Origin of the sequence: Limnohabitans sp. (genome assembly GCF_044361985.1) — a bacterium.
GTDB lineage: Bacteria > Pseudomonadota > Gammaproteobacteria > Burkholderiales > Burkholderiaceae_C > Limnohabitans_A.
Window position 1 is genome coordinate 45142 of sequence record NZ_JBIKHV010000006.1, and the last position, 23959, is coordinate 69100.

Genomic DNA, 23959 nt, shown 5'->3' on the forward strand with positions numbered 1-23959 from the left:
TCAACAGATCAGGGCAAGGATACGCCAAGCCAGGTGGGCACCTGGTCGCGGCTGCTGTACAAAATGAGTTGACCCATGCTTTGCGTTGCGCCGGTGCCAAGGGCAGCGGCCCCGCTTTGGCCAGACTGTGCCCGACCCAGAGCGGGCCATTGCACCTGGACCTCGATGTCGACCAGCGGCAGGTCAACGCGCTGGCTCAACTGGCTTTGCAGGGTGTAGGTCGTGCCCTGAACCGTCACCTCTTGCTTCATCACGCATAAGGTGCGGCCCGATTGATGGCATTCCATCGCGTCGACCCCCAGAGCGTGGGCTACCCCTTGTTGCCTTGTATCGCCTGCCGCTTGCAAGGTGTGCAAAGTCAGTCGTGTGGCGCCCGCCAGACCGATGCCCAGCACCGCTGAGGCCACCAGGGCCTCGATCAGGGCCATGCCTTGAACGCGATGTTTTGGCGCGAGCCGTCGGGAGGGTCTGCCCATGAGCGGCTTCATCGCTCTCCCTCACGCCAGCTCCCGGCCACAGCTTGCACTTGGGTGGCGTCCATGCCTGCTGGCCAAGCCAGTTGGTAAGCCGGTTTTGTGAATACGCGTGCCTGAATGTGGCTGCCGCTTTGCAGGTCTAGCAAGCCCGACTCGACCACGAGCTGGCCTTCGATGCGGCCGGCTCGCCAAGCCCGCGCTTTCTCGTCCTGGCATTGGGTTTGCAGCACCACCGTGCCAAAAATCTGCACGCCACTGGCCAGGCTGGGGCAGCGCTGGCCGCAGGCCATGGCCGAAAACACCAGCAGCACGGGCGCATCGGCCTGGCCCAGACTTTGCGTCCAGGTGGCGGCGCTGTCGACCCAATAAATACTGCGCGGTGGCTGGCTTTGGGCATGCAAACCATTGCGCTCTTGTGCGTCTGACCAGGCTTTGAGCTGTTCGGGGGTGATGTCTCCGAGCACATTTTTCCAGGCGGCTGGCTCACAAGGTGCACGAGGCAACGATGTGGCGGGCCCCGTCAAGCTGCCACCGCCTGGCAGGTGTTCGGGCAACAAGGCCAGGCACTGGCTTTGTTCTTTGGCAGAAATCAGAACATCGTCATCCAGGTTCGCCAGCCAGAAGCTTTGCACGGCGTGGCCGACGGGCGTGCCACTGCAGGATTGCCCGTTGTGACTGAGAGGGCAGACCGTCACCGCAGCAACGGCTGCAGGCGATGTGCAGCCATTGAGCACCAAGGCCGCTGTGCTGGCGCCGCTGGGGGCCGGTGCCAGTGTGGGTAAGAAAACACTGGCCCGCACATGCCCTCGGCTATTTTGGCCCGTCAGGCTGGCGTTGGCATGCAACTCGGTCACATGCGGCGATGTCACCAGATCGCGCACGGCCACGACCTGTGAAACGGCCTTGCTCATGCCTGGGTGTGCAGGCGGTGACAGCAGGCTGCATTGCCACCGCGGCCCTGTGTAGCCTGCAGGGCAAGGCGTGTTGCTGGCGTTTTGCCAAAAAGTGGAGGTCTGCTGGCTGGCGGTGTATTGCCGCGCCAGTTCAGCCCGTGACCAGGCCAATGCGGCTTCGGCAGACAAGCGTGATTGGGTGGCATGGCCTTGCTGGTTGCTGGCCAGACGGTCCAGCAGCACGCTGCGGGCACTGTAAAAGCTGGCCAGGCTCGCCAGCATGACCAGGGTGATGGCCACCAGCAAGGTGATGGCGCCACTTTGCGCAAGCGGTGCAGATGGTTTCATGGTGCCAAACCGCAAGCCGCTGGCCAGGGCAGGGCGGGGACATCATTGCGCAGGGACACCGTGTGCGACAAGCTCAACTCTCGCGAGGCATCGTGGGGCCATTGGGCGCTCAGTTTGACCGTGACCCACCTTTGTGCCCAGCGCCCACGCCTTTCGCAGTGCAGATCCCACTGCATGTCCACCATCTTCAGGCTGCCTGCATCGGTCAGATCGCTCCAGACCTCTGGTGTGCAGGATGTTCGCACCTGAAGCTCCTGGTCCTTCAAGCGAAAGCCCGAACACTCGTTGTTGTCGAGCAGCCCATTTTGGTCGCGGTCACGGCTGAAGTCGATGCGGTTTCCCTGGATTTTGATGTCTCTGGCACCACCGCAAAAGGCATCCTGGCAATCTGCAGTTGACCTGTTTTTCCAGGCCTGACCCACGGCTTGGGCTTGACGCAGCTCCCGCGCCAAAGTGTCCAGGGCAGAGCGCAAGTCCTGGTGCAAGTGGCTGTCTTGCAAGGCCCAGCGGTGCCCTTGCAAGTGCTGAGCGAGCATTTTTGCGCCAGCTGCCAGAACAAGCAGGCCGATGCCCATGCCCACCATCAGGCCCATCAGAGTCTCTCCCCTCTGGATCAATTTGGCGCCGCTATATGCGGCGCATGAGGCTGGAAGGTTCATCAGAGCAGACTTATGGGGGGCTTATTGGCGCCAGCATCGGCCAGGGTCTGCAGTCAAGTCGCTGCCACTGCTGAGAATCACGCTGGCGGTGTGCAGCAGTTGCAAGCGCATGGGTTGGCATGTGCTGTCCTTGGCTTGCGTGTCCACCGGGCTGGCGGTCAAGACGTAGCCATCGGCCGATGCGTCGTCGATGGCGATCTGGTAGTGCCCGGCGGGCGAGCGGTCGGAGGTCCAGCCCAAACTGGCCAGGTCGCTCGCATGGCTGTCGTGGGTGCCGCGCCATCGGGCCTGCGCCAGTTGCAATTGCTGCAAAGCGCTTTGCGCATCGGTGCGCCTGGCCTGGCGCTGTTGTGTGGTGTAGGCGGGCAGGGCCACGGCGGCCAGCAAGGCCATCAGGGCCAGACTGATCAGCAGTTCGCTCAATGTCCAGCCCTTGGGGCGGGGCCGAGCCACAGCCTTTTTCTTCGCAGTGAGAGCCGCCATGCCCGTGTCCTTTGAAAATGAATGAGACCTTGCATTGTGAATACTTAATAATGACTTGTACAGGCCGAATTTCCGGGGCAAGCGGGACGTTCGGCGCGCTGCACAAAGCCATTCAAGAATCCTTCAGGAGGAGGTGAACACATGCGACCATCTCGGCAAAAGAATGCAAGGGGGCAACGCCAGAACAGGCATTTATCCACGCCTAGGTACCGGCCCAAAGGGTTCACCTTGTTGGAGGCGCTGGTGGTGCTGGCGCTGCTGGCCGCACTCGTGGCTTTGGCTGCGCCCAGCCTGTCCGGCTTGCGTCAAAAGCACCAGATGCAAAGCCAGGCCGAGCAAATGCTGAGCAGCCTCATGCTTGCGCGCTCTGAGGCTTTGCAACGGCAGCAACGCGTCACGCTGTGCGTGCTTGGCGTGGGGGGGGGCTGTGCAACAGATGGGAGTTGGGCACAAGGCTGGATGGTGTTTGTCGATGGCAATGACAACGCTGTGCGGGATTCAACAGAAGCCATCTTGCTGGTTCATCCAGCTTTGCCTGCGTTTTTGAAATTTCAGGGCAACACCACCGTGAATCGCTACGTCTCTTTCGGCCCCGAAGGTCGCAGCCAGAGCACCTCAGGGGCGTTTCAGGCGGGCACCCTGACTTTGTGCGCACCAGGCCAAGCTGCGACCTGGCGCTTGGTGATCAACGCGGTGGGCAAGCCCAGATTGGCGTCAGCGGTTTTGCCATCCGATGTGGCCTGCTGAGCCCGACAACCCGGGGCACGCCAAGCCAGCCCAAGGAGGGTTTGATCAGCTTTGGACTTCGTCAACCAGGGTCTTGAAATCGTCGATGTCTTCGAAATTGCGGTACACGCTGGCGAATCGCACATAAGCCACTTTGTCGAGTTTTTTCAGCTCGCGCATGACCATCTCACCAATGCGGTGCGAGGCGACCTCACGAACGGCCAGATTCAGCAGTTTTTCCTCAATCCGCTCAATGGCCCCGTCGACCTGCTCCGTGCTGACAGGGCGCTTGCGCAGCGCTAAGTTGAGGCTGCCGCGCAATTTTTCACGTTGGTACTCGATGCGCCTGCCGTCTTTTTTGACGATGGCCGGAAAGTTGACTTCCGGTTTTTCGTAGGTGGTGAAGCGTTTTTCACACGCGCCACATTGACGGCGACGACGGATGAAATCCCCGTCCTCAGCCAACCGGGTTTCCACAACCTGGGTTTCGAGGTGACCGCAAAACGGGCATTTCATCGCGCGGACCGATCAGCCGTAAACCGGAAAACGGCTGGTCAGGAGGTGCACTTTGGCGCGCACCGCGGCCAAGTTGGCTTCGTCCAGCGGGTTGTCCAGCACGTCAGCGATCAAGTGCGCCGTGGCACGGGCTTCTTCGTCCATGAAGCCCCGGGTGGTCATGGCGGGGGTGCCAATGCGCACGCCGCTGGTCACGAATGGCTTTTCAGGGTCATTCGGAATGGTGTTTTTGTTGATCGTCATGTGAGCGTTGCCCAAAGCGGTCTCTGCCACTTTGCCCGTGATGCCCTTGGCACGCAGGTCCACCAGCATGACGTGGCTTTGGGTGCCGCCACTGACAATGCGCAGGCCGCGCTCAGTCAAGGTCTGGGCAATGATTTGCGCATTTTTGATGACCTGGGCCTGGTAGGTTTTGAACCCAGGTTGCAGCGCTTCCTTGAAAGCCACGGCCTTGGCGGCGATCACGTGCATCAGTGGCCCCCCTTGCAGGCCAGGGAAGATGGCACTGTTGATGGCTTTTTCGTGTTCAGCCTTCATCAAGATGATGCCGCCCCGAGGGCCGCGCAAGCTCTTGTGGGTGGTCGAAGTCACCACGTCGGCATGCGGCACAGGATTGGGGTAGACGCCCGCAGCGATCAATCCGGCGTAGTGGGCCATGTCCACCAAAAAGATGGCGCCGACTTCCTTGGCCACTTTGGCAAACCGGGCAAAGTCGATGTGCAGAGAATAGGCCGAGGCACCGGCAATGATCAGCTTGGGTTTGGTTTCACGCGCTTTGGCTTCCATCGCGTCGTAGTCGATTGCTTCGTTGGCATCCAGGCCATAAGACACCACCTTGAACCACTTGCCTGAAATGTTGAGCGGCATGCCGTGGGTCAGGTGACCCCCTTCGGCCAGGCTCATGCCCATGATGGTGTCACCGGGTTTCAAAAAAGCCAAAAACACGGCCTCGTTGGCCGACGCGCCGCAGTGCGGTTGCACGTTGGCAGCTTCAGCGCCAAAGAGTTCCTTGACGCGGTCAATGGCCAATTGTTCGGCCACGTCCACATGCTCGCAACCCCCGTAGTAGCGCTTGCCAGGGTAGCCTTCGGCGTATTTGTTGGTCAGTTGCGAGCCTTGCGCAGCCATCACGGCGGGCGAGGCATAGTTTTCGCTGGCAATCAGCTCGATGTGGTGTTCCTGGCGCGCATTTTCGGCCTGGATGGCCGCAAACAACTCGGGATCGGTTTGTTCAATCAGAACATGACGGTGGTACATGGCAGTCCTTCAATTGATGGAACCTTGTCAGGGACGCGTGAAAAAAAGTCTTTGACAAGGGCTGCCCAGGCGAACGGCTGAAAACCCGGGTCTGGGCGTGTTGGGCCAGTTCCGGGCTGTGCGCTTCCCAGTGGTTCGGGGGTGACTTTGTGCCACCGCGCTCCACGTCAGAGTGGTCCCACCTTGTTGTACAAGAAGGGGCTCCTATCGCCAGTCGCGCACGCTGCAAGTGTAACTTAGCTCAGTCTGTCAGCGCGTTGGCCAGGCTTAAAGTGGGGCATGCTTGCCTTGGTTGGCGAGGGCGGCAGTGTTTTGCTTTTCGGTGACTTTTTCCAGCAGTTTTTGCTCGCTCAGAATCCGATCCACATACTGTGCCTCGGTGGTTTGTCCCGAAGAGGCGCCATAAAGTGACAAGGCCTCCTCAAGTGTCTCGGTTTGCTGGACCAGGGCCTGCAAATGCCGCACCCCCACGCGCAAGTTGGTCAGGGGGTCGAAGGCCGACAGCATGCCGCCAAATTGGTCGAGTGCCTCTGAATGGGCTTTGAGTTCGAGTTGCATCAGTCCTGCTGTGCCTGGGCTGGCCGAGGCAAACGGGTTGAACCGGGACTCGATGGCCATGATGGCCAGTATCAAGCTGGGGGCCAACTGCGCTCGCTCGCCCAGAGTCCAGGCCTCGGCGACCATGGCCCCCATGGGCTCGGCCGAGACACGGTACTTGCGACTGAGCCAACGTGTCACGGCCAATTGTTCGTCGGTGAGGTTTTTGAGACTTTTTGCAGTGGACCGTGCGGCTGCGTTCCCTGCGGAGGGCGTATCGATGCTGTCACTTTGCCGAATTTGGAGCCAACCCAGCACCACTTCGCTGGCAGATGCTTGCAGGTTGGGGCGCGCCAAAAAAGTCATGCTCACCAACACCACCGCCAAGCCGAACAAGGCCAAGCTGTGGCGGGTGATTTCTACAAAACCTTCACGGACATCGGTCGCCCAGACTTGCAGGCACAAAACCAAGCGGGACATGTTCGATGTCGCTGTCATGTCGCTTCCTTTCATGGCCGATGCTGTGAGGGGAGTCACATGGCATTTGTGTGGGGGGGGTGGTGTGCGGTTTGCGGCACTTCCAGCGGCGGGTGCAGATGCGCCCAGGATGGCGAAGGTGCCGGGTTTTCCCTAGGCGTGCATTTTCAAATTCTAGGAATATTTAATATCTAGTCAAGACTAAAAATATTGAAAATGATTCATAAAAGAAATATAGAACAGTTTGTGCGCTTCAAATCACAACAGATTGCTGCGTATTCTGTTCAAGGGGCTGGGTCTGAGCAAATCCCGGCGAAAATACGCAGTTGTTGTCAGCCGCTCTGCCTTGTATGCACGAACGTCCGGCTGCAAAACTGATGCCGTATTTGGCATGGACTGTGTTTTAAAGTTTTTTACCGTGACTTCATCTTCTAAGCCCCTCGACCTCGCCGCCCTTGACCAATTAACTGCGGGTGCCTTTCATGCCGCGTCAACCGGTGAGCGCACGGCCCGTTTGCGCGAATGGCTTTTGACCGAGCCCTCTGCCGACGTGTTGGCTGAGGTTTATCGCGAAATGTCCTCCCGTGACAAAGGTGCGGCCAAACTGCTGAAGGAAAAACTCGACGAGCTCCGCCGTGTTCACGGCCAAGAAGCATTGGCGGGTGATTGGGCTCAAAAAGCAGAGCGCCTGCTGCAGGCGCCTCGCCTGAACATTGCAGATGCCATGGCTTGGCAACGCGATGCCGCCAAAGCCGGCGCGCCTTTGTCGCGCGAGCCGCTGGCCAGCTTGAAGGTCCGTTTGGCCGAAGTCGTCAAAGGCGTTGAGGATTTGCAGCACCAAGTCATGGTGCAGCGCGAAGCCGCCGTCTTGCTGGCGCAGCGCATCGAAGTGCTTTCTACCAAGCCGATGGCGGAGGCCCAGGTCGGTCTCGCAGGTGTGCAAGCCGATGTGGACCAATGGCAAGCCCAAGCCAATCAGCTCAAGGCCAACGCGGTCTGGCCCAGTGTGGACTTGAAATTCCCGAACCAATTGGATGCGGCACTGCAACAGTTGCAAGCCGTCTGGCAAGGTTTTTTTGGCGCATGGACGCTGGCGCAACAAGCCCAGGCCGATGCCTCGGTCGCCTTGCCATTGGTGCCTGTTTGGGCTGAAGAAATTCGCCGTTTGCGTGGCGAAGTTGTGGCACATGCCCAGCCTGCTGCCACAGATGCGGGCGCCACCGAAACCGCCAAAGAGGTCAAGCCGGCCAAACCCAAGATGGACGCAGCGCAACGTCAGGCCTTGCGCGATGAAGCCAACAAAGCGGTGACCGAAGTACTCGAAGCGCTGGAAAAACAAATCACCGAAAGTCAGGGTGCAAACCTGGCCGATGCTGCTGTCGGCTTGCGTGCTGTGCTCAAGACCCACGGCAAGAACCTGGACAGCGCCCTTGACGAACGCGTGCACAACGCGCTGACGGCCGCAGGCGACACCGAAGGCTGGCAGCGCTGGCGCTCCGACCAGGTCCGGCAAGACCTGGTCGCTCAGGCCGAAGCCTTGCTGGACGCCGAAAAAGCCCCCACGGTGGGCGGGCGAAAAATGCAGGACAAACTGCGCCAGTTGCGTGACCACTGGAAGCAAACCGACCAAGGGGGCTTGCCCAACCATGCCTTGTGGAAGCGCTTCGATTCAGCTTGCAACGACGCCTACAAAACCGTTCTGGCTTGGCTGGAGCAGATGAAAAAAGAATCTGCTGACCACCGTGCCCAGCGCGTGGCCTTGATGGAGGAAGTCAAGGCGTGGACGGCGGCCAATGCCGACAACGAAGACTGGCGCAGCCAGTTGCGTGCGTTGCACCAGTTCGCAGACCGCTGGCGCAATGCAGGCCACTTGAGCGAAAAATCATTTGCAGAAATGCAGTCACAGTGGAAGACAAACTTCAAAGCGGCAGCCGCGCGACTGGAAGCCGCCCAAAAAGCCAGTGTTGAGCGCCGCCAGGCATTGATCGACGAAGCCCGTGAAGTAGCCGCTGCGCCGGCCTTGCGCGTGGATGCCGTGAAGGCACTGCAGCAACGCTGGCAGGTAGAAGCTCAGGCGGTACCGCTTGACCGCAAGACCGAACAAAAACTGTGGGAAGTGTTCCGCGCGCCGCTGGACGAGGCGTTCCAGCGCAAAGGCACTGACCGTCAGCTCTCATCGGCACCGCTCAGTGCACGTGACCGTGCGGTGATTGATGCGTCCAAATTGCTGGATGCGGCAAATGCCGGTGGTGATGCCGCCAAGATTCGCGCCGCGATGGGGGCACTGGATGCCGCATTGCGCGGACAAGCCGAAGCGGTGGCAGATAAGCCGGTTGTTCAAGCCCAAGTGCACGCTCAGGCGCCCGAACCGATGCCCCAGCTTTCTGAGCCAACGCCAGAGGCTCCGACCGAAGCGGCAGAGGGCGTTGCTGATACAGCGGCCAATCCGCCAGAAATCAGCGAAGGCCAAGCCGAGGCGGCAGAAACTGCCGCCGACAACGGCGAGGCGGTTGAGCCGATGGTCCCCGTTGAGGCAGCGGCCCCTGTGGTGGTGCCCAAGCCCGTCAAACCTGTGGTGGCGGTGCGTGGCGATGACCGTCCGGGTCAGAAAAAGACAGAAGGCGCTGTTGCCGGGCGCCGTGATGGACGCCCTGGTGAGCGTTCGGGTGATCGCCCGGGTCGCCCGGGAGATCGGGGCCAACCACGTGGGGGTGACCGCGCTGGAGACCGCTTCCCGCATGGCGACTTCGACCGTGGCGATCGCGGACCGCGTTTGGGCGATGCGGCTTTTCGTGCCCAGCGCGAGGCGTTGGAACGCGCCGAAATGTCGCTGCGCAAATTGGCGTCCCAAGCCCATGGCGAAACCCTGACGCGTTTGATGACGGCTTGGCAAGAACGCCAGGTCGAGGCTTTGCCCAGCGCGCAAGAACTTGGTCGGGCCATCAATGCCTCGACCCGGCAGGCTTGGGCCCAAGCCGTCGGTGCAGCGCCCCAAACGCAAGCTCCAACGGCCTTGCTGCGCCTCGAGATGGCTGCCGAAGTCCCGACACCGGCCGATAACCTGAACGAGCGCCGTGCCCTTCAATTGCAGTTGTTGACACAACGCAACCAACCCGGTCCCCGTGAAACATGGGGCCAGGATGTGGCGCAAGTCTTGTCCGGACCGCACGAGCCGACCACTGCACGCCGCTTGCAAAACGTCTTGAAGAACCTGTTGCGGGGCTGATTCAGGCGCGCATCAGGCGCTTGGCTGCAAATTGATTCGCGCCATGCCGCCAGTGCTTTTTAGCCTAAGCACCTGCGCCCTAAAGGGCCGATGGTCCAGAGACCAGTCGCTCAAGACATGTCGTTGCGCCTGTCCCAGCGCGTGGTCGGCTGGCCGGTGCGTATGGCCGTGCACCAGACAATCAGCTTGGGCTTGTGCCAGCCAGAAAAGACTCATGTCCAGGTCCGCATCAGCAAAGCTCATGCCTTCGTGCTTTTGCGACTCACTCAGCGCACGCAAACTGCGGGCAAATTCCTGACGCTCGGTCAAAGGTTTGGCCAAAAAAGTTTGCTGCCATTCGGGGTTGCGGGCCTGCAGCCGAAAAGCCTGGTAAGGCTTGTCATCCAGGCAAAGTGCATCGCCGTGGCTGAGCAAAATGCGTTGAGCAGCCAGCACCAGCAAAGTCGGGTCGGTCAATGGCTTGACGCCACATCCGTCCAAAAATTCGGGGCCGACCAAAAAATCGCGGTTGCCGGGCATGAAAGCCACATGGGCACGTTGCGCGGTCTGGCGCAAGACGTCTGCGCAGGATTGCAAGAATGGGTCTTGGGCTGCTGCGTCGTCACCCACCCAGACCTCGAATAAATCGCCCAAAATCAACACCGCATCGGCGGGGGTGCTGGCCATGTAGGCACGCCAGGCTTCAAATGTGGCGGTCTCAGACACTTGCAAATGCAGGTCCGAGATCAGGTCCACGGTGTGCCATGCCGCTGGGGCCTTCAGCAAGCCGATGTTCGGCGTGGCTTGGCGCAGATCAGCAGACATGGCGCAGTGGGTCAGATGGCAATAGCTTTTTCAATCACAACGTCAACTTTGGGCACATCGCCGTGACCGCCTTTGCTGCCGGTTTGCACGTCTTTGATTTGATCGACCACTTCGGTGCCTTTGACCACTTTGCCGAACACGGCGTAACCCCAGCCTTGCATGGAGGGCGCGGTGTGGTTCAAAAAGTCGTTTTTGGCCACGTTGATGAAGAACTGGGCTGAAGCCGAATGGGGCGCTGAGGTGCGGGCCATCGCCAAGGTGTACTCGTTGTTTTTCAGGCCGTTGTTGGCTTCGTTTTCGATGGTGGCATCGGTAGGCTTTTGCGACATGCCCGGCTCAAAGCCGCCACCCTGAACCATGAAGCCGGGGATCACACGGTGAAAAATTGTGTTGTCGTAGTGACCCTTGTTCACATAGGCCAGAAAGTTTTCGGTCGACTTCGGTGCTTTTTCGGCATCCAGTTCGATCGTGATGACGCCGTAGCCAGTAACGTGCAATTCAACTTGTGGGTTGGTCATGGTTTATTTCAACAAAGTGATGGATTGAATGAGGACCGGTGTCCGGGGGACATCGGAGGGAAAAGGACCGCCCGCACCGGTGGGTGTGGTCCTGATTTTTTGGACCACGTCCATGCCGGACGTGACTTTGCCAAAAACGGTGTAGCCGAACAGTTGGGGTGAGTTCAGCAATTGGGCGCGCGCTACTTTTTCGTAGACGCGGCCTTGGTATTCAAATTTCGCCACCGGGTCGCCATCGGGAATCGGGGTGGGGTCCAGAAATGCGTTGTCCACCACATTGATGAAAAACTGCGAGGTGGCTGATTGCGGGTCGTTGGTGCGGGCCATGGCCAGCGTGCCGGTGGTGTTTTTCAAACCAGCGGTCAGCGACAAACGCCCCTCGTGTTGAACAGGAGGCCGTGTTTTCTTTTCTTTGTACTGCGAGTCATAGCCACCCCCTTGCACCATGAAGCCCGCAATCACCCGGTGAAAAATCGTGCCGTCGTAGTGCTTGTCGTTCACGTACTGTAAAAAGTTGGCCACGGTTTTGGGGGCCTTGTCGGCGTACAACTCCGCTTCAATGTCACCTGCCGAGGTGCTGATGCGCACTTTAGTGATGCCGCTCACTTGGGCCTGGCTGGTCATGGGAATCGCCAAAGCCAGGGGCAGGGCGATCATCAGTGCAAAAGAGGTCAAAAAACGAAAACGGTTCATGGGTTCTTTCAAACGGGTGAGCGGTATCTCAAGGAGCCGTTGACTTCAAAAGTTGTTCGGCGGCCAGTCGTTTTTCCGCCACGCGAGTCTGCGAAGGGACGCCCTGGCTGGCACTTTGGTAAGCCTGAATGGCCAGGGCCATGTACACATCGCCCAGATTTTCCAGGGCTATAGCGTAATCAGGGCGCGCTCGCACAGCGGCTTGCAAGGCCACCAGGGCCTCAGCGTAACGGTTTTGCCGGGCCAGCAGTGCCGCCAGGTTGTTGTGCGGTTCGGGCAATTCTGGGAAAGACTGCGTTAAAGACTGCAAGGTTTCCATGGCCAATGCGGTCTGTCCTTGTCCATCCTGAATGCGGCTGAGTAACAAACGCATTTGCGGGTCGGTGGGGCGGCTCTTGAGGTGTTCTTCGGCTTGGGTTTGGGCTTTGGTCCACTGCCCAGCCCCGACCAGCCGGTTGACATCGTTGTAGGCGTCCGCTTTGACACCCACACTGAACAACAGCAAGAGACTGGAGATTACAAAGGAGGGTAGAGATTGCATGCGCGCCAAAAGTATCTGATCCGGGCTCCAGCAACGGAGCGCAAATGGCCCTGTCGGGGATATACTGAAGCTTCATTGTAGCGGAGGCCATTCGGCTGTCACACTGCTAACGAGGCCTGCTGCCCACGCTCAAGGCGAGCGCTTTCAAGCTGAATCCCAGCACCCTGCTGCCCACAACACCTTGATGCTGGGGCTTGTTTTTTGGTTTTTTGGTTTTCAAAATATCCTTGATCTGACATGAGTCTGCGCATCTTCAACACGCTGAGCCGTGCTGTCTCCGATTTTTCACCCGCCGAGTCAGGCCATGTGCGCATGTACGTGTGTGGCATGACGGTGTATGACCTGTGCCACCTGGGCCATGCCCGCTCGATGATCGCCTTTGATGTCGTCCAGCGCTGGCTCAAGGCCAGTGGCTACAAGGTCACCTACGTCCGCAATGTGACCGACATTGACGACAAAATCATCAAGCGTGCTGTGGAAAATGGCGAAACCATCCGCAATCTGACGGATCGCATGATCGATGCGTTGCACCACGATGCCGATGCCCTGGGCATTGAGCGCCCACAGCACGAACCCCGCGCCACCGACTATGTGCCTCAAATGCTGCACATGATCGGTACGCTGGCGCAAAAAGGTCTGGCCTACCGCTCGGGCAATGGCGACATGAATTACGCGGTGCGCAAGTTTCCTGGCTATGGCAAGTTGTCGGGCAAATCGCTGGACGAACTCCATGCCGGTGAACGCGTAGCTGTGAACACGGAAGAGGGCGCCAAGAACGACCCGCTGGACTTCGTGCTCTGGAAAAGCGCCAAAGCGACCGAGCCCGAAGACGTCAAATGGGCCAGCCCCTTTGGCACAGGCCGCCCCGGCTGGCACATTGAGTGCTCGGCCATGGCTTGCGAGTTGCTGGGCCAGACTTTTGACATCCACGGCGGCGGGGCCGACCTGCAGTTCCCGCACCACGAAAACGAGATCGCCCAAAGCGAGGGTGCCAATGGCCAGCCGTTGGCACGCTTTTGGATGCACAACGGGTTCGTCAACGTGGACAATGAAAAGATGTCCAAAAGCCTGGGCAACTTCTTCACCATCCGCGACGTTCTGAAAGAATTTGACGCCGAAACCGTGCGTTTCTTCATTGTGCGCAGCCATTACCGCAGTGCGCTGAATTACAGCGACGTGCATCTGAACGACGCCAAAGGCGCCCTCAAGCGCCTTTACACCGCTTTGCAAGCCGTGCCGCCAGCAGACGTGAGCATCGATTGGGCCGAGCCGCTGGCCGCGCGTTTTAAGGCCGCCATGGACGAAGACTTTGGCACGCCCGAAGCCGTGGCGGTGTTGTTTGAATTGGCCAGCGATGTCAACCGCTCCGGCTCGGCAGAGCGCTCGGGCTTGCTCAAGTCACTGGGTGGCTTGCTGGGTTTGTTGCAAACCGAGCCCACCGTTTATTTGCAATCGGGTGCCGGACTCGATGAGGCGGCCATTCAGGCGCTCATTCAGGCCCGTGCCGATGCCAAAAAGACCAAAAACTTTGCCGAGGCTGACCGCATTCGCAACGATTTGCTGGCGCTTGGCATCGTGCTGAAAGATGCTGCAGCGGGTACGACATGGGAGTCTGCACAATGACCACAGCGACCTTGAACACGGTGGTACCCGTGACACCCGCTTATTGGGCCGAGGCCTGCGCGCATCTGTCCAAAAAAGACCGGGTCATGAAAAAACTGATCCCCCAATTTGGTGACGCCATCCTGGAAACCCGGGGTGATGCGTTTGTCACCTTGGCGCGCTCTATCGTGGGCCAGCAAATTTCGGTCAAGGCCGCGCAATCGGTCTGGGACCGTTTTTCAGTGCTGACCAAAAGGTTGACGCCCGCTGCCGTGCTCAAGCTCAAGGTCGACGACATGCGGGCCGCAGGTTTGTCGGCCCGCAAGGTCGAATACCTGGTGGACCTGGCCATGCACTTCAGTTCAGGCACTGTGCACGTCAAGGCCTGGCAAGAGATGGAGGACGAAACCATCGTTGAGGAGTTGGTGACCATCCGGGGCATTGGCCGATGGACGGCAGAGATGTTTTTGATCTTCCACCTCATGCGGCCCAATGTGCTGCCGCTGGACGATGTGGGCCTGATCAATGGCATCAGCCGCAACTATTTTTCGGGCGAACCCGTCAGCCGCAGCGATGCGCGGGAGGTGGCCCAGGCCTGGAGTCCCTATTCGACCGTGGCAACTTGGTATATTTGGCGCTCGCTGGACCCCATGCCCGTGGCCTATTGAGGGCTGGACGAGGCGCCCACCCGGTTATGAACAGAGGAGTAAAACTTGGTCAAAAAAACATTTCTCGACTTTGAGCAACCCGTTGCCGAACTCGAAGCCAAGATCGAAGAGTTGCGTTACGTGCAAAGCGAGTCAGCGGTGGACATCACCCTCGAAATTGACCAACTGAGCAAAAAAAGCCAGCAACTGACCAAAGACATCTACAGCGATCTGACCCCTTGGCAGATCACCAAGATCGCACGTCATCCCGAACGTCCTTACACGCTCGACTACATCCAGGGCATCTTCACCGACTTTGTCGAGATGCATGGCGATCGCCACTTTGCCGACGACTTGTCGATTGTGGGCGGTCTGGCCCGTTTCAATGGCCAGGCCTGCATGGTGCTGGGACAGCAAAAAGGGCGTGACACCAAAGAGCGCACCATGCGTAACTTCGGCATGAGCAAGCCCGAGGGCTACCGCAAAGCCCTGCGCCTGATGAAAACCGCCGAGAAGTTCAAGCTGCCCGTGTTCACCTTTGTGGACACGCCAGGCGCTTACCCAGGCATAGATGCCGAAGAGCGTGGCCAGTCTGAAGCCATCGGACGCAACATTTTCGAGATGGCTCAACTGGAGGTGCCGATCATCACCACCATCATTGGTGAGGGCGGCTCGGGCGGCGCTTTGGCCATTTCGGTGGCCGACCAGGTGCTGATGCTGCAATATTCTGTTTACTCGGTCATCAGCCCCGAAGGCTGTGCATCTATTTTGTGGAAGACCAGCGACAAAGCCGAGGTCGCCGCGGAAGCCTTGGGCATCACTGCGCACCGCTTAAAGGCCTTGAACCTGGTCGACAAAATTGTCAATGAGCCTGTGGGCGGTGCCCACCGCGACACTGACCAGATGGTGTCCTTCCTGAAGCGTGCCTTGGGCGATGCCTGGCGCCAGGTGACTGACCTCAAGCCCAAAGAACTGCTGGAGCGCCGCTACGAACGCTTGAACAGCTATGGCCGTTTCACCGATACCAAAGCCGGTAAATAAACGCTGAGGCGAATCGCTCGGCTTCAGACATGGCGAAAACCCCCGCACAGGCCCTGGCTGAATTCAGCCCGGGCCTTCCTTTTGCAGTCGCATTGAGTGGGGGGGCAGATTCCACCGCATTGCTGGTGGCTTGTGCCCAGCGCTGGCCGGGGCAGTTGAGGGTGGTACACATTCACCATGGTTTGCAAGCGGCGGCGGATGACTTTGAGCGCCATTGCCAAGCGTTGTGTCAACAACTGGATGTGCCTTTGTCGGTGCGCCGCGTGCAAGCGGGGCACGCCCCAGGTCAAAGCCCCGAAGATGCGGCCCGCAAAGCCCGTTATAAAGCGCTGGCCGAAGCGGTGCAAGCCGAATGGCCCGAAGTCAAGGACATCGCTTTGGCCCAGCACGCGGACGACCAGATCGAAACCTTGCTGATCGCTTTGTCGCGCGGATCGGGCTTGCCCGGTTTGGCCAGCATGCCTGCACACAAGCAGCGCCTGGGCTTGCACTGGCACCGGCCCTGGTTGGAGGTTCCCGGTTTGGCGTTGCGTGACTGGCTGCAAGCCAAGGGCCAGGGCTGGATCGAAGACCCCACCAACACCGACGAAAATTTCACCCGCAACCGCATCCGTGCCAAAGTCTTGCCCGCTCTGGCCGAAGCACTGCCAGCTTTTCGCGACACGTTTGCCCGCAGTGCTGGCCATGCTGCGCAAGCGCAAGAGGTCTTGAACGAGGTGGCCGAGCAAGACCTCGGGCAAATCGGCGTTCCACCTTGCATTGAGGCCCTGCAGCAACTGAGCCGTGCTCGCCAGGCGCTGGTGCTGCGCCACTGGTTGCAAAGTCAACACGCCACCACACCCAGCACAGCCCAACTGAATGAACTGCTCGATCAGGTGGCCGACTGCACCACCCGGGGTCATCGCCTTCATCTGAAAGTGGGGCAAGGCTTTGTCAGGCGAGAGGGCCCCAACCTGGTATGGCATTCGTCCTGACACCCATGGATTTTTGGCGGTCTTTGCTTCAAAACCCTGACAACCCATAGGTACAATCGATGTGTTTTGCCGGGGCCTCCCCCTTCCTGATTTTCCTTTTTAAAACTACACATGGCTTTGTTCGTTCATAAATACGGCGGCACCTCGATGGGCTCGACCGAGCGCATCCGCAATGTCGCCAAGCGCGTGGCCAAATGGGCGCGTGCAGGCCATCAGATCGTGGTGGTCCCAAGCGCCATGAGCGGCGAGACCAACCGCTTGCTGGGCCTGGCCAAAGAGTTAGCCCCTGCCAAGCCCAACGAGGCCTTCAACCGTGAGCTCGACATGCTGGCTTCCACGGGTGAGCAAGTTTCATCGGCTTTGCTGGCGATTGCCCTGCAGTCCGAAGGCATGCCTTCGGTCAGCTACGCGGGTTGGCAAGTGGCCATCAAGACCAACAATGCTTTCACCAAGGCCCGCATCGAATCGATTGACGACGCGCGCGTACGTGCCGACCTGAACAATGGCCGCGTGGTCATCATCACGGGTTTTCAGGGAGTGGACGAAAACGGCAACATCACCACGCTTGGCCGTGGCGGCTCAGACACTTCGGCTGTGGCCATTGCAGCAGCCATGAAGGCGAACGAATGCCTGATTTATACCGACGTGGATGGGGTCTACACCACCGACCCTCGGGTCGTGCCAGAGGCCCGTCGCCTGCACACGGTGAGCTTTGAGGAAATGCTCGAAATGGCATCGCTCGGCTCCAAAGTCCTGCAGATACGCTCGGTCGAATTTGCCGGCAAATACAAAGTGCCCATGCGCGTGCTGTCCAGCTTCACGCCCTGGGACATTGACATCAACGAAGAAGCCGCCTCCGGCACCCTGATCACTTTTGAGGAAGACGAACAAATGGAACAAGCCGTCGTTTCCGGCATCGCATTCAACCGCGACGAAGCCAAAATCTCCGTGTTGGGCGTGCCTGACAAACCCGGTATCGCTTACCAAATACTGGGCGCTGTGGCCGATGCCAACATTGAAGTGGACGTGATCATCCAGAACCTGAGCAAAGACGGCAAAACCGATTTCAGTTTCACTGTGCACCGCAATGACTACGCCAGGACGATCGACCTGCTCAAGGAAAAAGTCCTGCCCTCTCTGGGTGCCGCAGAAGTCGCTGGTGACGCGAAGATCTGCAAAGTATCCATCGTGGGCATTGGCATGCGCAGCCATGTGGGTGTGGCCAGCAAGATGTTTCGCTCCTTGAGCGAAGAAGGCATCAACATCCAGATGATCTCCACCTCCGAAATCAAGACCTCGGTCGTGATCGACGAAAAATACATGGAGCTGGCCGTGCGCGCCTTGCACAAAGCCTTCGATCTGGATCAAGCCTAAGTTATAATTTGCGCACTGGAAACGTGACCGAGTGGCCGAAGGTGCTCCCCTGCTAAGGGAGTATGGGGTGTAGAGCCTCATCGAGGGTTCGAATCCCTCCGTTTCCGCCAGTGACCCAATAAAAATGCGCCTTCCGGCGCATTTTTTATTTTTACCCCCCAATTTACCCACCATCAAAAAGTCATCAGCGATCAAAGTGGTGTTGTCACTTTTTGGTTGGATAGACAGCAAGCTGTTACAAGCTCACCAAACTTCTCAGGACGCAGGTGCTTCCAATTTTCCAGCTTAGTCAGACCCCACCGTACCCCCACCCCCCAAATCCTGAGCGGGGACTCCTGTCTGCCTTTGCACTGTGATTTGCTCGTCCTATTGCCCTTCGGGCCAAATCCAAACCCCCCCTTTTCTTTTCAAAATCAGCCCCCCGAGGGGCATATAAATTTTTGAAATGTTGCGAACGTTCGCCGGCTTTCTAAGCGGTCTGACCGCTCTGCGACTTATGATGAGCATCCTTGATCGGAGCTTCAGATGAACGCTTTCACAATCTACAAGCCATGTCTTTTGTTGGCTTCCTGTCTTTTGCCAATCGGCGTTCAGGCTTCTACTTGCATCACTGCCGGGCGGATGGACAACTCAGTCTGGGCACCACAGTTTCAATCGGTGCGTCTTTTGGATGATGCGGGGCGCATCTTGGCATTGAAGAAGAAATCTGAATTGACGCGGGTTCGAGCGGTTGAGGTTACTGAGGCTGCTCTTTTGTCTGTATGTGATGGCAACAAAGCCGTAGCACAGGGAGAAGGCGCTCAGGTCAAAGGCCCTGTACCAGCCGCGAAGCCGGGGCGGTTTAACGTGGCAGGCTTAGCCTTCCCGAAGCTCCAAAATGGTGAGCTAGTTGAATTCGAGGTCACCATTGCCGCAGATCAGATTGTGATGATCAAGCGCTGACCACTTCAAATTTTTACGTGATCGCAAACCCATGAAGATCGCCGCATTGCAGATAGTGTCTGCGCCTGATTTGGCAACGAACTTGGCCACTGCCGAAAGGCTGATCGACCAAGCTGCCAGCGATGGTGCCCAACTGGTTTCTTTGCCCGAGTACTTTGTGCAAATCGGATTGCATGAAACCGACAAATTCCAGATCGCGGAGGAGGTTGGACAAGGGTCCATTCAAGAAATGCTGGCGTCCAAAGCTCGTCAGCACAACATATGGGTTGCCGGTGGCTCCATCCCCATCAAGACCCAAGACCCGGCCAAGGTTACCAATACTGCCTTGCTGTTCAATCCTCAAGGCGAAGTGGTGGCCCGGTACGACAAGGTGCATCTCTTCAGATACCAAGACGGAGCCCGCAATTTGGATGAAGGCCGCACCATGGTGGCGGGAACAGAAATAGTGACTGCTGGCACGCCTTTTGGGCGTATTGGGATGTCTATTTGCTATGACCTGCGGTTTTCTGAGCTTTACCGGGCTATGGGCGAGGTTGACCTGATCTTGGTGCCATCGGCCTTTACCGTTCCGACAGGCTCAGCTCACTGGGAAGTGTTGTTGCGTGCTCGGGCCATCGAGAACCAGTGTTACGTGTTGGCGGCAGCGCAAGGGGGCACTCACGCAAGCGGTCGCCAAACCTATGGTCACAGCATGTTGATTGACCCTTGGGGAGAGGTTGTCTCGGTCTTGCCTGAAGGCGAGGGCGTGGTTATGGGCGAGATGGACCCCGAGCGACTGAAGTCAGTCCGTCACAACTTGCAGGCCTTGAGGCATCGTCGCCTGAGCACTACGGCTACTGAGTTGTTGGGACCCTAACCACTTCCAACACTGGGATATCAGGGAGTGCCCATTCCAATGCTTGCAACTCAATTGGCTCAAACCAACCAGTTTCCTCATGTCTTGACAGCGTAAACTCACGGTCTTGTGACGTGCACCAGTAGCACTCAAGCTCGATCAAGTGCTTGTCGAGTGGTGTGGCGAATGTTCCGATGAACGGTCCAACGTCTATAACAATGCCAAGTTCCTCGAGGATTTCTCTTTGGGGTGCTTGTGGAGCCGATTCACCAGCTTCGACATTCCTACCGGGTAAGTCCCACTTCAAACCCGATCCGCCATCGAGCTTCCTTTTGGCGGCAAAGATTTGATTACCATGCCATATATCTGCGGCGACAACCCAAAGACTTTTCAACTGAGGCGACAAACATGAACTACTGGTGGGCGAATCAGAATCAGACATATGTGCATGAAGTTGGTGGGGGTTATTTTTCGCGCCTACGTGATCGACTGGCCCACCATCGAGCAGTCGTTCGGCTCACACTTTGCCACTATCCCTGGGCGGCTTTAACTACCACCGTGGCTGGTCGCTCGACTGCTTTAATGATTGATGACAATCATGAATGACTCCTTAATTGGACAATCGGTATTTTTTGACGAAGCTTATTACCGTGCGCAACTGGCCTCGCCGCTGCCAGCTGGCACGAGCGCTGCCATGCATTACCTGCATCATGGCTGGCGACAGGGGCTGGATCCCGGACCCTTATTCAGCACATCACGTTATCTCTGGCGTAACGAAGACGTACGCCATGCCAGCCTGAACCCCCTGCTCCACTACCTGAAGGAAGGCCTTACCGAAGGACGGCGAGCCTGGTCATCGGCAGAGGTGATGCGCTGGCAGCAGCCATGGTTTCATCAACCAGAAATTGCTTTGGCAGAAACCGAAAAATCGAAAGCAGCCTGGCCAACGCTTCAGAAAGGTGATTCAGTCACGGTGTATTGCCATTCGCAAGGCCATTTTGTTTTCCGCCAGTTTCAGGACCTGCTCGTTCAGGCATTCAGCGACATCGGCGTGACTGCCATCGCTGCCGATGAAACACTTCCGGCAAAAAACACCGGGGCTGCGCTGTCAATGGTCCTGGCGCCGCATGACTTTTTCTGCCTTGAAGGTGCGCCCGATGTTTCGGACCCACGTTTCTCCGATGCCCTACTGATCAATACCGAGCAGATGCCATCGCGCTGGTTTGCGCGTATTCTCAAGCTCTTGTTCAAAGCACCCTTTGTGTTGGATATGAACTTACAGACGACAGCATCGCTGTGCCGACTGGGTATCAACGCGCGTTTCCTGCCCTTGGGTTACACGCCGAAAAATGCCATCTTCCAGACAAATCTGATTGAGCAAAACAGAGACATTGATTTGCTGTGGATAGGCTCAAACTCGAAAAGGCGGCAAGGCTGGGCACAGCAGCACCAAGACAGCTTTCGGCGGCATCGAAGTTTTGTCCGACTGATCGGCGTCGTCGGTGCACTGAGCGACAAACATCCGTCTGCAATCAGTCCTATGCAATATACCCTGCTCGCGCGCCGGGCGAAAATTCAACTCAACATTCATCACTTCAACATGCCTTATTTTGAATGGCAGCGGATTGTGCATTACGGCCTGTTACAGGGTAATTGTGTCCTGACCGAGACTTCGCCCCGAGTTCCTGGACTGCAGCCAGGCATCGATTATCTGGAAGCCAGTAAAGAAGACATTCCTTCACTGCTCGACTGGCTGCTGGCGTCATCTGAGGGACAAAGAAAGCGGGAGGAAGTCAGGCATGCGGGCCGCGACCATGCGATGAAAAACTTCCATCTAGGCCGAACCCTTGCTGCACTCTTCAGCGTGAGAGGCTGATCATGGAATCACAAGGCTATCGGTTCGGCATGCGGCAGCCGGCAAATCGCATGAAGCTAACTTTCCATCTGCCGAAATCCATTGATTTCAAGCTGCTTGATCAGTGGATCCTCGACGCTCTGGAATTCGACGTAAAAAGCTATCAGTTGAGTTTTCTCGGCGATACGGCTACCGGCCGGCCGGCCGAGAAATATTTAAGTCGATGGCTCTGCATCACGACGATCCTCCTGCAAGACATTCGGGTACCCGTCTTTGAGCGCGCCGCAATCAGCCACCTGGCTAACGATCAAAATAGTCCCCATCACTTTGTTGTCGACCTCTGGTTCCCGGTCGTGCAGCATTTTCCCGCGAAGGTATTTCATGCATGGCTATCGATCGCCTATGAACTGATCTCGGAGGTACTGAAGCATGCCGACGATCAGTCCATGATCGAAAGCATTTACCAAGCTTTTCAGAAAAAGCATGTGCTGCCTTGGTCTGCACAAATTCCCGGTGGAAAGTCCTCGATACCGATTCTGCAGGCAGCCTTTGAGGCCGAGATACCCTTCGCACACTGTGGTTTTGGCTGCTATGTGCTGGGCTGGGGCGCCCAGTCAAGAATATTCGATCGCAGTAGCAATATGCTCGACAGCGCCATCGGAGCGAAAACTACGCTGTACAAACATAAGGCTCTGCGATGGATGCGGTCGTCAGGCATACCCGTTCCATCGGGTAGCGTGTTCAAATCGGGACAGCCGCTGACGTTGGCATCCCTTTCCCACTTACGTCTGCCTTTGGTCGTCAAGCCGGTAGACCGCGACCGCGGAGAAGGCGTTACCCTGGGAATTAATACGGAAGCTGCACTACAGTCGGCGATAAACCTTGCTGCGTTGCTCTCGAAACAGTTTCTCGTAGAAGAGCAAATCGCGGGAACATGTCATCGCATCCTCGTCATAGATGGTAAGGTTGTTTATGCCGTCAAGCGACATCCGAAATCCGTTGTCGGCGATGGCATACAAACAATTGCTGCTTTGGTCGATCAGCTAAATGCGTCTATCCGACGAAAAATTCCGAATAAGCGACTGCCGGAATATCACCTCGATGAGCTGGCCCTCGACTGCCTGAGCACCTCGGGGATGTCGCCCAAAAGTGTTCTAGCTCCTGGGGAAAAGGCGTTTCTGCGTCCAGCACAGTCAACCCTGTGGGGAGGTGATCCGGAAGAGGTGACATCGGCGTTACACCCGGACAATGCGGCACTCGCCATCCGGGCTGCCCGTTTATTCGGACTCAACTGCGCAGGTGTTGATTTCATATCGACCGATATCGCGCGTCCCTGGCATGACAATGGTGCCGTAATTAATGAAGTCAACTATTCCCCGGTAATGGGTCGTACCCATCCGTTCCAGAGGAGGGCCGCACGGGCTTATATGCGAAGCATTTTTCCCTCCAAGGGAAAAATTCCGATCGATGTATTTGTTGGTTCAGGTTACCGGTCAAACGCAGTGCGTCTGTGGCAGCAGCAGGTGGCGAGTGGGAGGCGAACGGTATTCTGCACCGACGAAGGAATCCTCGCCCAGGACGGACAGCCATTGCACTTGGCGGGACCGTCCTCCGCGTATGAAAAAATCGGGATGCTGAGAACCGACTCCACCATTGACGGACTGATCGTGCATGCCGACAGACTCGACCTTCTCGCTGCCAGTGGACTGCCTTTTGAGTATGCGTCGATGCACTTCAGCGGTGATACAAGAACATGATTGAATTGAGTGAGCCAGACCTGCGGCAAATAACCGACTACGTATTTTTGCCTGACCGTCCTCTTATCGCGGATGCCACGATCGTATTAGGTCAGACCTTGTGGCATCGGCCGTTGCAGAAGTCCATCGAGATTTACAAGGCCGGGGCTGCTGGCAAAGTCATCTTCACAGGCGGATTCAATCCGACCCTGGGATGTGCAGAAGCGTTGAGCATGAAACGCGCCTGGGCAAGAATGGGCTATTGCCTAAACGACGTGCTGGTCGATAGGCATGCGAGCAACACCCTGGAAAACATACAAAATGCCAAGGTGCTTATGGATCGTGCCAATCTGCTCAAGCGCGGTATGGCGATTAACGTCATCGCCATCAGTTATCATATGCGCCGAGCAACCGAGACACTGAAGCAGGTATTTTCAGATGATTTAATTCAAATCGGTATCATAAATTACCCGAGCAGGTATTGTCCTCCTGATAATTGGTTTCATGACCCGAGAGGGCGTTCTCTGGTCATTGGTGAACTCATAAAGATAGAAAAATATCTAACGATGCGGTCGAGTCCAAGCATTATGCACTTTAGCCGCACCGGCCTGAAAAACCTTAAATTGGACCAAAGCGAGAGGGATTAAATCGCCCCTGATTTTGATGAGGCACCCCCGAGTTCGACACAAAATGACGTAAGTCCTTGATTCATATAGGGCCAGCTCGAAATTTGCCACTACAAGAGGGTCATCTGGGCGTCTTGTGTCGGTTTTTTGATCTTCAAACTCTCCAGCACCTG

The 23959-nt window shown here is 57.5% G+C and carries 24 protein-coding genes, 1 tRNA gene and 1 riboswitch; of the genes, 13 read left to right on the forward strand and 12 right to left on the reverse strand.

Annotated elements, in window-relative coordinates:
- Positions 1-8: 8 nt before the first annotated feature.
- From ACIQ3A_RS02455 to ACIQ3A_RS02470, 4 genes are all read right to left on the reverse strand, one after another.
- Complete coding sequence (locus ACIQ3A_RS02455) at positions 9-488, reverse strand: prepilin-type N-terminal cleavage/methylation domain-containing protein (RefSeq protein ID WP_396430172.1); 480 nt, start codon at positions 486-488, stop codon at positions 9-11.
- Positions 485-1717 carry a hypothetical protein gene (locus tag ACIQ3A_RS02460; protein WP_396430173.1) on the reverse strand — a complete coding sequence of 411 codons (1233 nt, stop codon included), beginning with the start codon at positions 1715-1717 and terminating at the stop codon, positions 485-487. The genes ACIQ3A_RS02455 and ACIQ3A_RS02460 overlap by 4 nt, the downstream gene beginning before the upstream one ends.
- On the reverse strand, positions 1714-2310 hold the full coding sequence (locus ACIQ3A_RS02465) for a PilW family protein (protein WP_396430174.1): 597 nt from the start codon (positions 2308-2310) through the stop codon (positions 1714-1716). Before ACIQ3A_RS02465 ends, ACIQ3A_RS02460 begins: the two co-directional genes overlap by 4 nt.
- Positions 2311-2397: 87 nt before the next feature.
- Complete coding sequence (locus ACIQ3A_RS02470; RefSeq protein ID WP_396430175.1) at positions 2398-2859, reverse strand: type IV pilin protein; 462 nt, start codon at positions 2857-2859, stop codon at positions 2398-2400.
- 141 nt (positions 2860-3000) lie between these two features.
- Between ACIQ3A_RS02470 and ACIQ3A_RS02475 the strand changes: the two genes are divergently transcribed.
- Positions 3001-3606 carry a GspH/FimT family protein gene (locus ACIQ3A_RS02475; protein ID WP_396430176.1) on the forward strand — a complete coding sequence of 202 codons (606 nt, stop codon included), beginning with the start codon at positions 3001-3003 and terminating at the stop codon, positions 3604-3606.
- 45 nt (positions 3607-3651) lie between these two features.
- Here ACIQ3A_RS02475 and nrdR read toward each other — a convergent pair whose 3' ends face one another.
- The 3 genes from nrdR to ACIQ3A_RS02490 form a co-directional block, all read right to left on the reverse strand.
- Positions 3652-4101 carry a transcriptional regulator NrdR gene (nrdR, locus tag ACIQ3A_RS02480; protein WP_396430177.1) on the reverse strand — a complete coding sequence of 150 codons (450 nt, stop codon included), beginning with the start codon at positions 4099-4101 and terminating at the stop codon, positions 3652-3654.
- A 12-nt stretch (positions 4102-4113) separates the two neighbouring features.
- Positions 4114-5358, reverse strand: coding sequence for a serine hydroxymethyltransferase (glyA, locus tag ACIQ3A_RS02485; RefSeq protein ID WP_396430178.1), 1245 nt, complete (start codon positions 5356-5358; stop codon positions 4114-4116).
- A gap of 56 nt (positions 5359-5414) precedes the next feature.
- Positions 5415-5586: riboswitch (ZMP/ZTP riboswitch) on the reverse strand.
- 39 nt (positions 5587-5625) lie between these two features.
- The gene (locus ACIQ3A_RS02490; protein ID WP_396430179.1) at positions 5626-6393 is read right to left on the reverse strand and encodes a transglycosylase SLT domain-containing protein; all 768 of its coding nucleotides are present in this window, start codon (positions 6391-6393) and stop codon (positions 5626-5628) included.
- Between the two features lie 370 nt (positions 6394-6763).
- On the opposite strand from ACIQ3A_RS02490, the gene ACIQ3A_RS02495 reads away from it, so the two are divergent.
- On the forward strand, positions 6764-9598 hold the full coding sequence (locus ACIQ3A_RS02495; protein ID WP_396430180.1) for a DUF349 domain-containing protein: 2835 nt from the start codon (positions 6764-6766) through the stop codon (positions 9596-9598).
- 12 nt (positions 9599-9610) lie between these two features.
- Here ACIQ3A_RS02495 and ACIQ3A_RS02500 read toward each other — a convergent pair whose 3' ends face one another.
- From ACIQ3A_RS02500 to ACIQ3A_RS02515, 4 genes are read right to left on the reverse strand one after another with little or no spacing between them, the layout of a single operon-like run.
- Positions 9611-10402 carry a UDP-2,3-diacylglucosamine diphosphatase gene (locus ACIQ3A_RS02500; protein WP_396430181.1) on the reverse strand — a complete coding sequence of 264 codons (792 nt, stop codon included), beginning with the start codon at positions 10400-10402 and terminating at the stop codon, positions 9611-9613.
- An 11-nt stretch (positions 10403-10413) separates the two neighbouring features.
- Complete coding sequence (locus tag ACIQ3A_RS02505; RefSeq protein WP_396430182.1) at positions 10414-10920, reverse strand: peptidylprolyl isomerase; 507 nt, start codon at positions 10918-10920, stop codon at positions 10414-10416.
- Positions 10921-10923: 3 nt separating this feature from the next.
- Positions 10924-11613 (reverse strand): peptidylprolyl isomerase, encoded by a 690-nt coding sequence (locus tag ACIQ3A_RS02510; RefSeq protein WP_396430183.1) that lies wholly within the window; start codon positions 11611-11613, stop codon positions 10924-10926.
- A gap of 28 nt (positions 11614-11641) precedes the next feature.
- Complete coding sequence (locus tag ACIQ3A_RS02515; RefSeq protein WP_396430184.1) at positions 11642-12154, reverse strand: tetratricopeptide repeat protein; 513 nt, start codon at positions 12152-12154, stop codon at positions 11642-11644.
- Positions 12155-12391: 237 nt separating this feature from the next.
- Between ACIQ3A_RS02515 and cysS the strand changes: the two genes are divergently transcribed.
- The 8 genes from cysS to ACIQ3A_RS02555 all read left to right on the forward strand — a co-directional run bounded on the left by cysS (position 12392) and on the right by ACIQ3A_RS02555 (position 19590).
- Positions 12392-13777, forward strand: coding sequence for a cysteine--tRNA ligase (gene cysS, locus ACIQ3A_RS02520; protein ID WP_396430185.1), 1386 nt, complete (start codon positions 12392-12394; stop codon positions 13775-13777).
- Positions 13774-14424 (forward strand): DNA-3-methyladenine glycosylase family protein, encoded by a 651-nt coding sequence (locus ACIQ3A_RS02525; RefSeq protein WP_396430186.1) that lies wholly within the window; start codon positions 13774-13776, stop codon positions 14422-14424. Before cysS ends, ACIQ3A_RS02525 begins: the two co-directional genes overlap by 4 nt.
- A gap of 45 nt (positions 14425-14469) precedes the next feature.
- Positions 14470-15444 carry an acetyl-CoA carboxylase carboxyltransferase subunit alpha gene (locus tag ACIQ3A_RS02530; RefSeq protein WP_396430187.1) on the forward strand — a complete coding sequence of 325 codons (975 nt, stop codon included), beginning with the start codon at positions 14470-14472 and terminating at the stop codon, positions 15442-15444.
- A gap of 29 nt (positions 15445-15473) precedes the next feature.
- Positions 15474-16418: a tRNA lysidine(34) synthetase TilS gene (gene tilS, locus ACIQ3A_RS02535; RefSeq protein WP_396430188.1), complete on the forward strand. Its 945-nt coding sequence runs from the start codon at positions 15474-15476 to the stop codon at positions 16416-16418.
- Between the two features lie 111 nt (positions 16419-16529).
- Entirely contained in the window at positions 16530-17792 is a 1263-nt protein-coding gene (locus ACIQ3A_RS02540; protein ID WP_396430189.1) for an aspartate kinase, read from the forward strand.
- A gap of 17 nt (positions 17793-17809) precedes the next feature.
- A tRNA-Ser gene (locus tag ACIQ3A_RS02545) sits at positions 17810-17902 on the forward strand.
- 415 nt (positions 17903-18317) lie between these two features.
- Complete coding sequence (locus tag ACIQ3A_RS02550) at positions 18318-18734, forward strand: hypothetical protein (protein ID WP_396430190.1); 417 nt, start codon at positions 18318-18320, stop codon at positions 18732-18734.
- Positions 18735-18765: 31 nt separating this feature from the next.
- The gene (locus tag ACIQ3A_RS02555; RefSeq protein ID WP_396430191.1) at positions 18766-19590 is read left to right on the forward strand and encodes a carbon-nitrogen hydrolase family protein; all 825 of its coding nucleotides are present in this window, start codon (positions 18766-18768) and stop codon (positions 19588-19590) included.
- Here ACIQ3A_RS02555 and ACIQ3A_RS02560 read toward each other — a convergent pair.
- On the reverse strand, positions 19568-20011 hold the full coding sequence (locus ACIQ3A_RS02560; RefSeq protein WP_396430192.1) for an NUDIX domain-containing protein: 444 nt from the start codon (positions 20009-20011) through the stop codon (positions 19568-19570). The genes ACIQ3A_RS02555 and ACIQ3A_RS02560 overlap by 23 nt on opposite strands.
- A 156-nt stretch (positions 20012-20167) precedes the next feature.
- Here ACIQ3A_RS02560 and ACIQ3A_RS02565 point away from each other — a divergent pair, with 156 nt between their 5' ends.
- The 3 genes from ACIQ3A_RS02565 to ACIQ3A_RS02575 are packed head-to-tail and all read left to right on the forward strand — an operon-like array spanning position 20168 to position 23807.
- Complete coding sequence (locus ACIQ3A_RS02565) at positions 20168-21445, forward strand: hypothetical protein (RefSeq protein ID WP_396430193.1); 1278 nt, start codon at positions 20168-20170, stop codon at positions 21443-21445.
- 2 nt (positions 21446-21447) lie between these two features.
- The gene (locus ACIQ3A_RS02570; RefSeq protein WP_396430194.1) at positions 21448-23181 is read left to right on the forward strand and encodes a hypothetical protein; all 1734 of its coding nucleotides are present in this window, start codon (positions 21448-21450) and stop codon (positions 23179-23181) included.
- Positions 23178-23807: a YdcF family protein gene (locus tag ACIQ3A_RS02575; protein ID WP_396430195.1), complete on the forward strand. Its 630-nt coding sequence runs from the start codon at positions 23178-23180 to the stop codon at positions 23805-23807. The genes ACIQ3A_RS02570 and ACIQ3A_RS02575 overlap by 4 nt, the downstream gene beginning before the upstream one ends.
- Positions 23808-23959: the final 152 nt, after the last annotated feature.

Excerpts from the sequence above, each read along its gene's own strand:
- ACIQ3A_RS02525 (WP_396430186.1), top strand. The coding sequence starts at position 13,774 with ATGACCACAGCGACCTTGAACACGGTGGTACCCGTGACACCCGCTTAT.
- ACIQ3A_RS02565 (WP_396430193.1), top strand. The coding sequence starts at position 20,168 with ATGAATGACTCCTTAATTGGACAATCGGTATTTTTTGACGAAGCTTAT.
- ACIQ3A_RS02470 (WP_396430175.1), bottom strand. The coding sequence starts at position 2,859 with ATGGCGGCTCTCACTGCGAAGAAAAAGGCTGTGGCTCGGCCCCGCCCC.
- ACIQ3A_RS02505 (WP_396430182.1), bottom strand. The coding sequence starts at position 10,920 with ATGACCAACCCACAAGTTGAATTGCACGTTACTGGCTACGGCGTCATC.
- ACIQ3A_RS02455 (WP_396430172.1), bottom strand. The coding sequence starts at position 488 with ATGAAGCCGCTCATGGGCAGACCCTCCCGACGGCTCGCGCCAAAACAT.
- tilS (WP_396430188.1), top strand. The coding sequence starts at position 15,474 with ATGGCGAAAACCCCCGCACAGGCCCTGGCTGAATTCAGCCCGGGCCTT.
- cysS (WP_396430185.1), top strand. The coding sequence starts at position 12,392 with ATGAGTCTGCGCATCTTCAACACGCTGAGCCGTGCTGTCTCCGATTTT.
- ACIQ3A_RS02490 (WP_396430179.1), bottom strand. The coding sequence starts at position 6,393 with ATGACAGCGACATCGAACATGTCCCGCTTGGTTTTGTGCCTGCAAGTC.
- ACIQ3A_RS02495 (WP_396430180.1), top strand. The coding sequence starts at position 6,764 with ATGGACTGTGTTTTAAAGTTTTTTACCGTGACTTCATCTTCTAAGCCC.
- ACIQ3A_RS02500 (WP_396430181.1), bottom strand. The coding sequence starts at position 10,402 with ATGTCTGCTGATCTGCGCCAAGCCACGCCGAACATCGGCTTGCTGAAG.
- ACIQ3A_RS02550 (WP_396430190.1), top strand. The coding sequence starts at position 18,318 with ATGAACGCTTTCACAATCTACAAGCCATGTCTTTTGTTGGCTTCCTGT.
- ACIQ3A_RS02515 (WP_396430184.1), bottom strand. The coding sequence starts at position 12,154 with ATGCAATCTCTACCCTCCTTTGTAATCTCCAGTCTCTTGCTGTTGTTC.
- ACIQ3A_RS02510 (WP_396430183.1), bottom strand. The coding sequence starts at position 11,613 with ATGAACCGTTTTCGTTTTTTGACCTCTTTTGCACTGATGATCGCCCTG.
- ACIQ3A_RS02560 (WP_396430192.1), bottom strand. The coding sequence starts at position 20,011 with ATGTCTGATTCTGATTCGCCCACCAGTAGTTCATGTTTGTCGCCTCAG.
- ACIQ3A_RS02575 (WP_396430195.1), top strand. The coding sequence starts at position 23,178 with ATGATTGAATTGAGTGAGCCAGACCTGCGGCAAATAACCGACTACGTA.
- glyA (WP_396430178.1), bottom strand. The coding sequence starts at position 5,358 with ATGTACCACCGTCATGTTCTGATTGAACAAACCGATCCCGAGTTGTTT.
- ACIQ3A_RS02540 (WP_396430189.1), top strand. The coding sequence starts at position 16,530 with ATGGCTTTGTTCGTTCATAAATACGGCGGCACCTCGATGGGCTCGACC.
- ACIQ3A_RS02465 (WP_396430174.1), bottom strand. The coding sequence starts at position 2,310 with ATGGGCCTGATGGTGGGCATGGGCATCGGCCTGCTTGTTCTGGCAGCT.
- ACIQ3A_RS02460 (WP_396430173.1), bottom strand. The coding sequence starts at position 1,717 with ATGAAACCATCTGCACCGCTTGCGCAAAGTGGCGCCATCACCTTGCTG.
- nrdR (WP_396430177.1), bottom strand. The coding sequence starts at position 4,101 with ATGAAATGCCCGTTTTGCGGTCACCTCGAAACCCAGGTTGTGGAAACC.
- ACIQ3A_RS02555 (WP_396430191.1), top strand. The coding sequence starts at position 18,766 with ATGAAGATCGCCGCATTGCAGATAGTGTCTGCGCCTGATTTGGCAACG.
- ACIQ3A_RS02475 (WP_396430176.1), top strand. The coding sequence starts at position 3,001 with ATGCGACCATCTCGGCAAAAGAATGCAAGGGGGCAACGCCAGAACAGG.
- ACIQ3A_RS02570 (WP_396430194.1), top strand. The coding sequence starts at position 21,448 with ATGGAATCACAAGGCTATCGGTTCGGCATGCGGCAGCCGGCAAATCGC.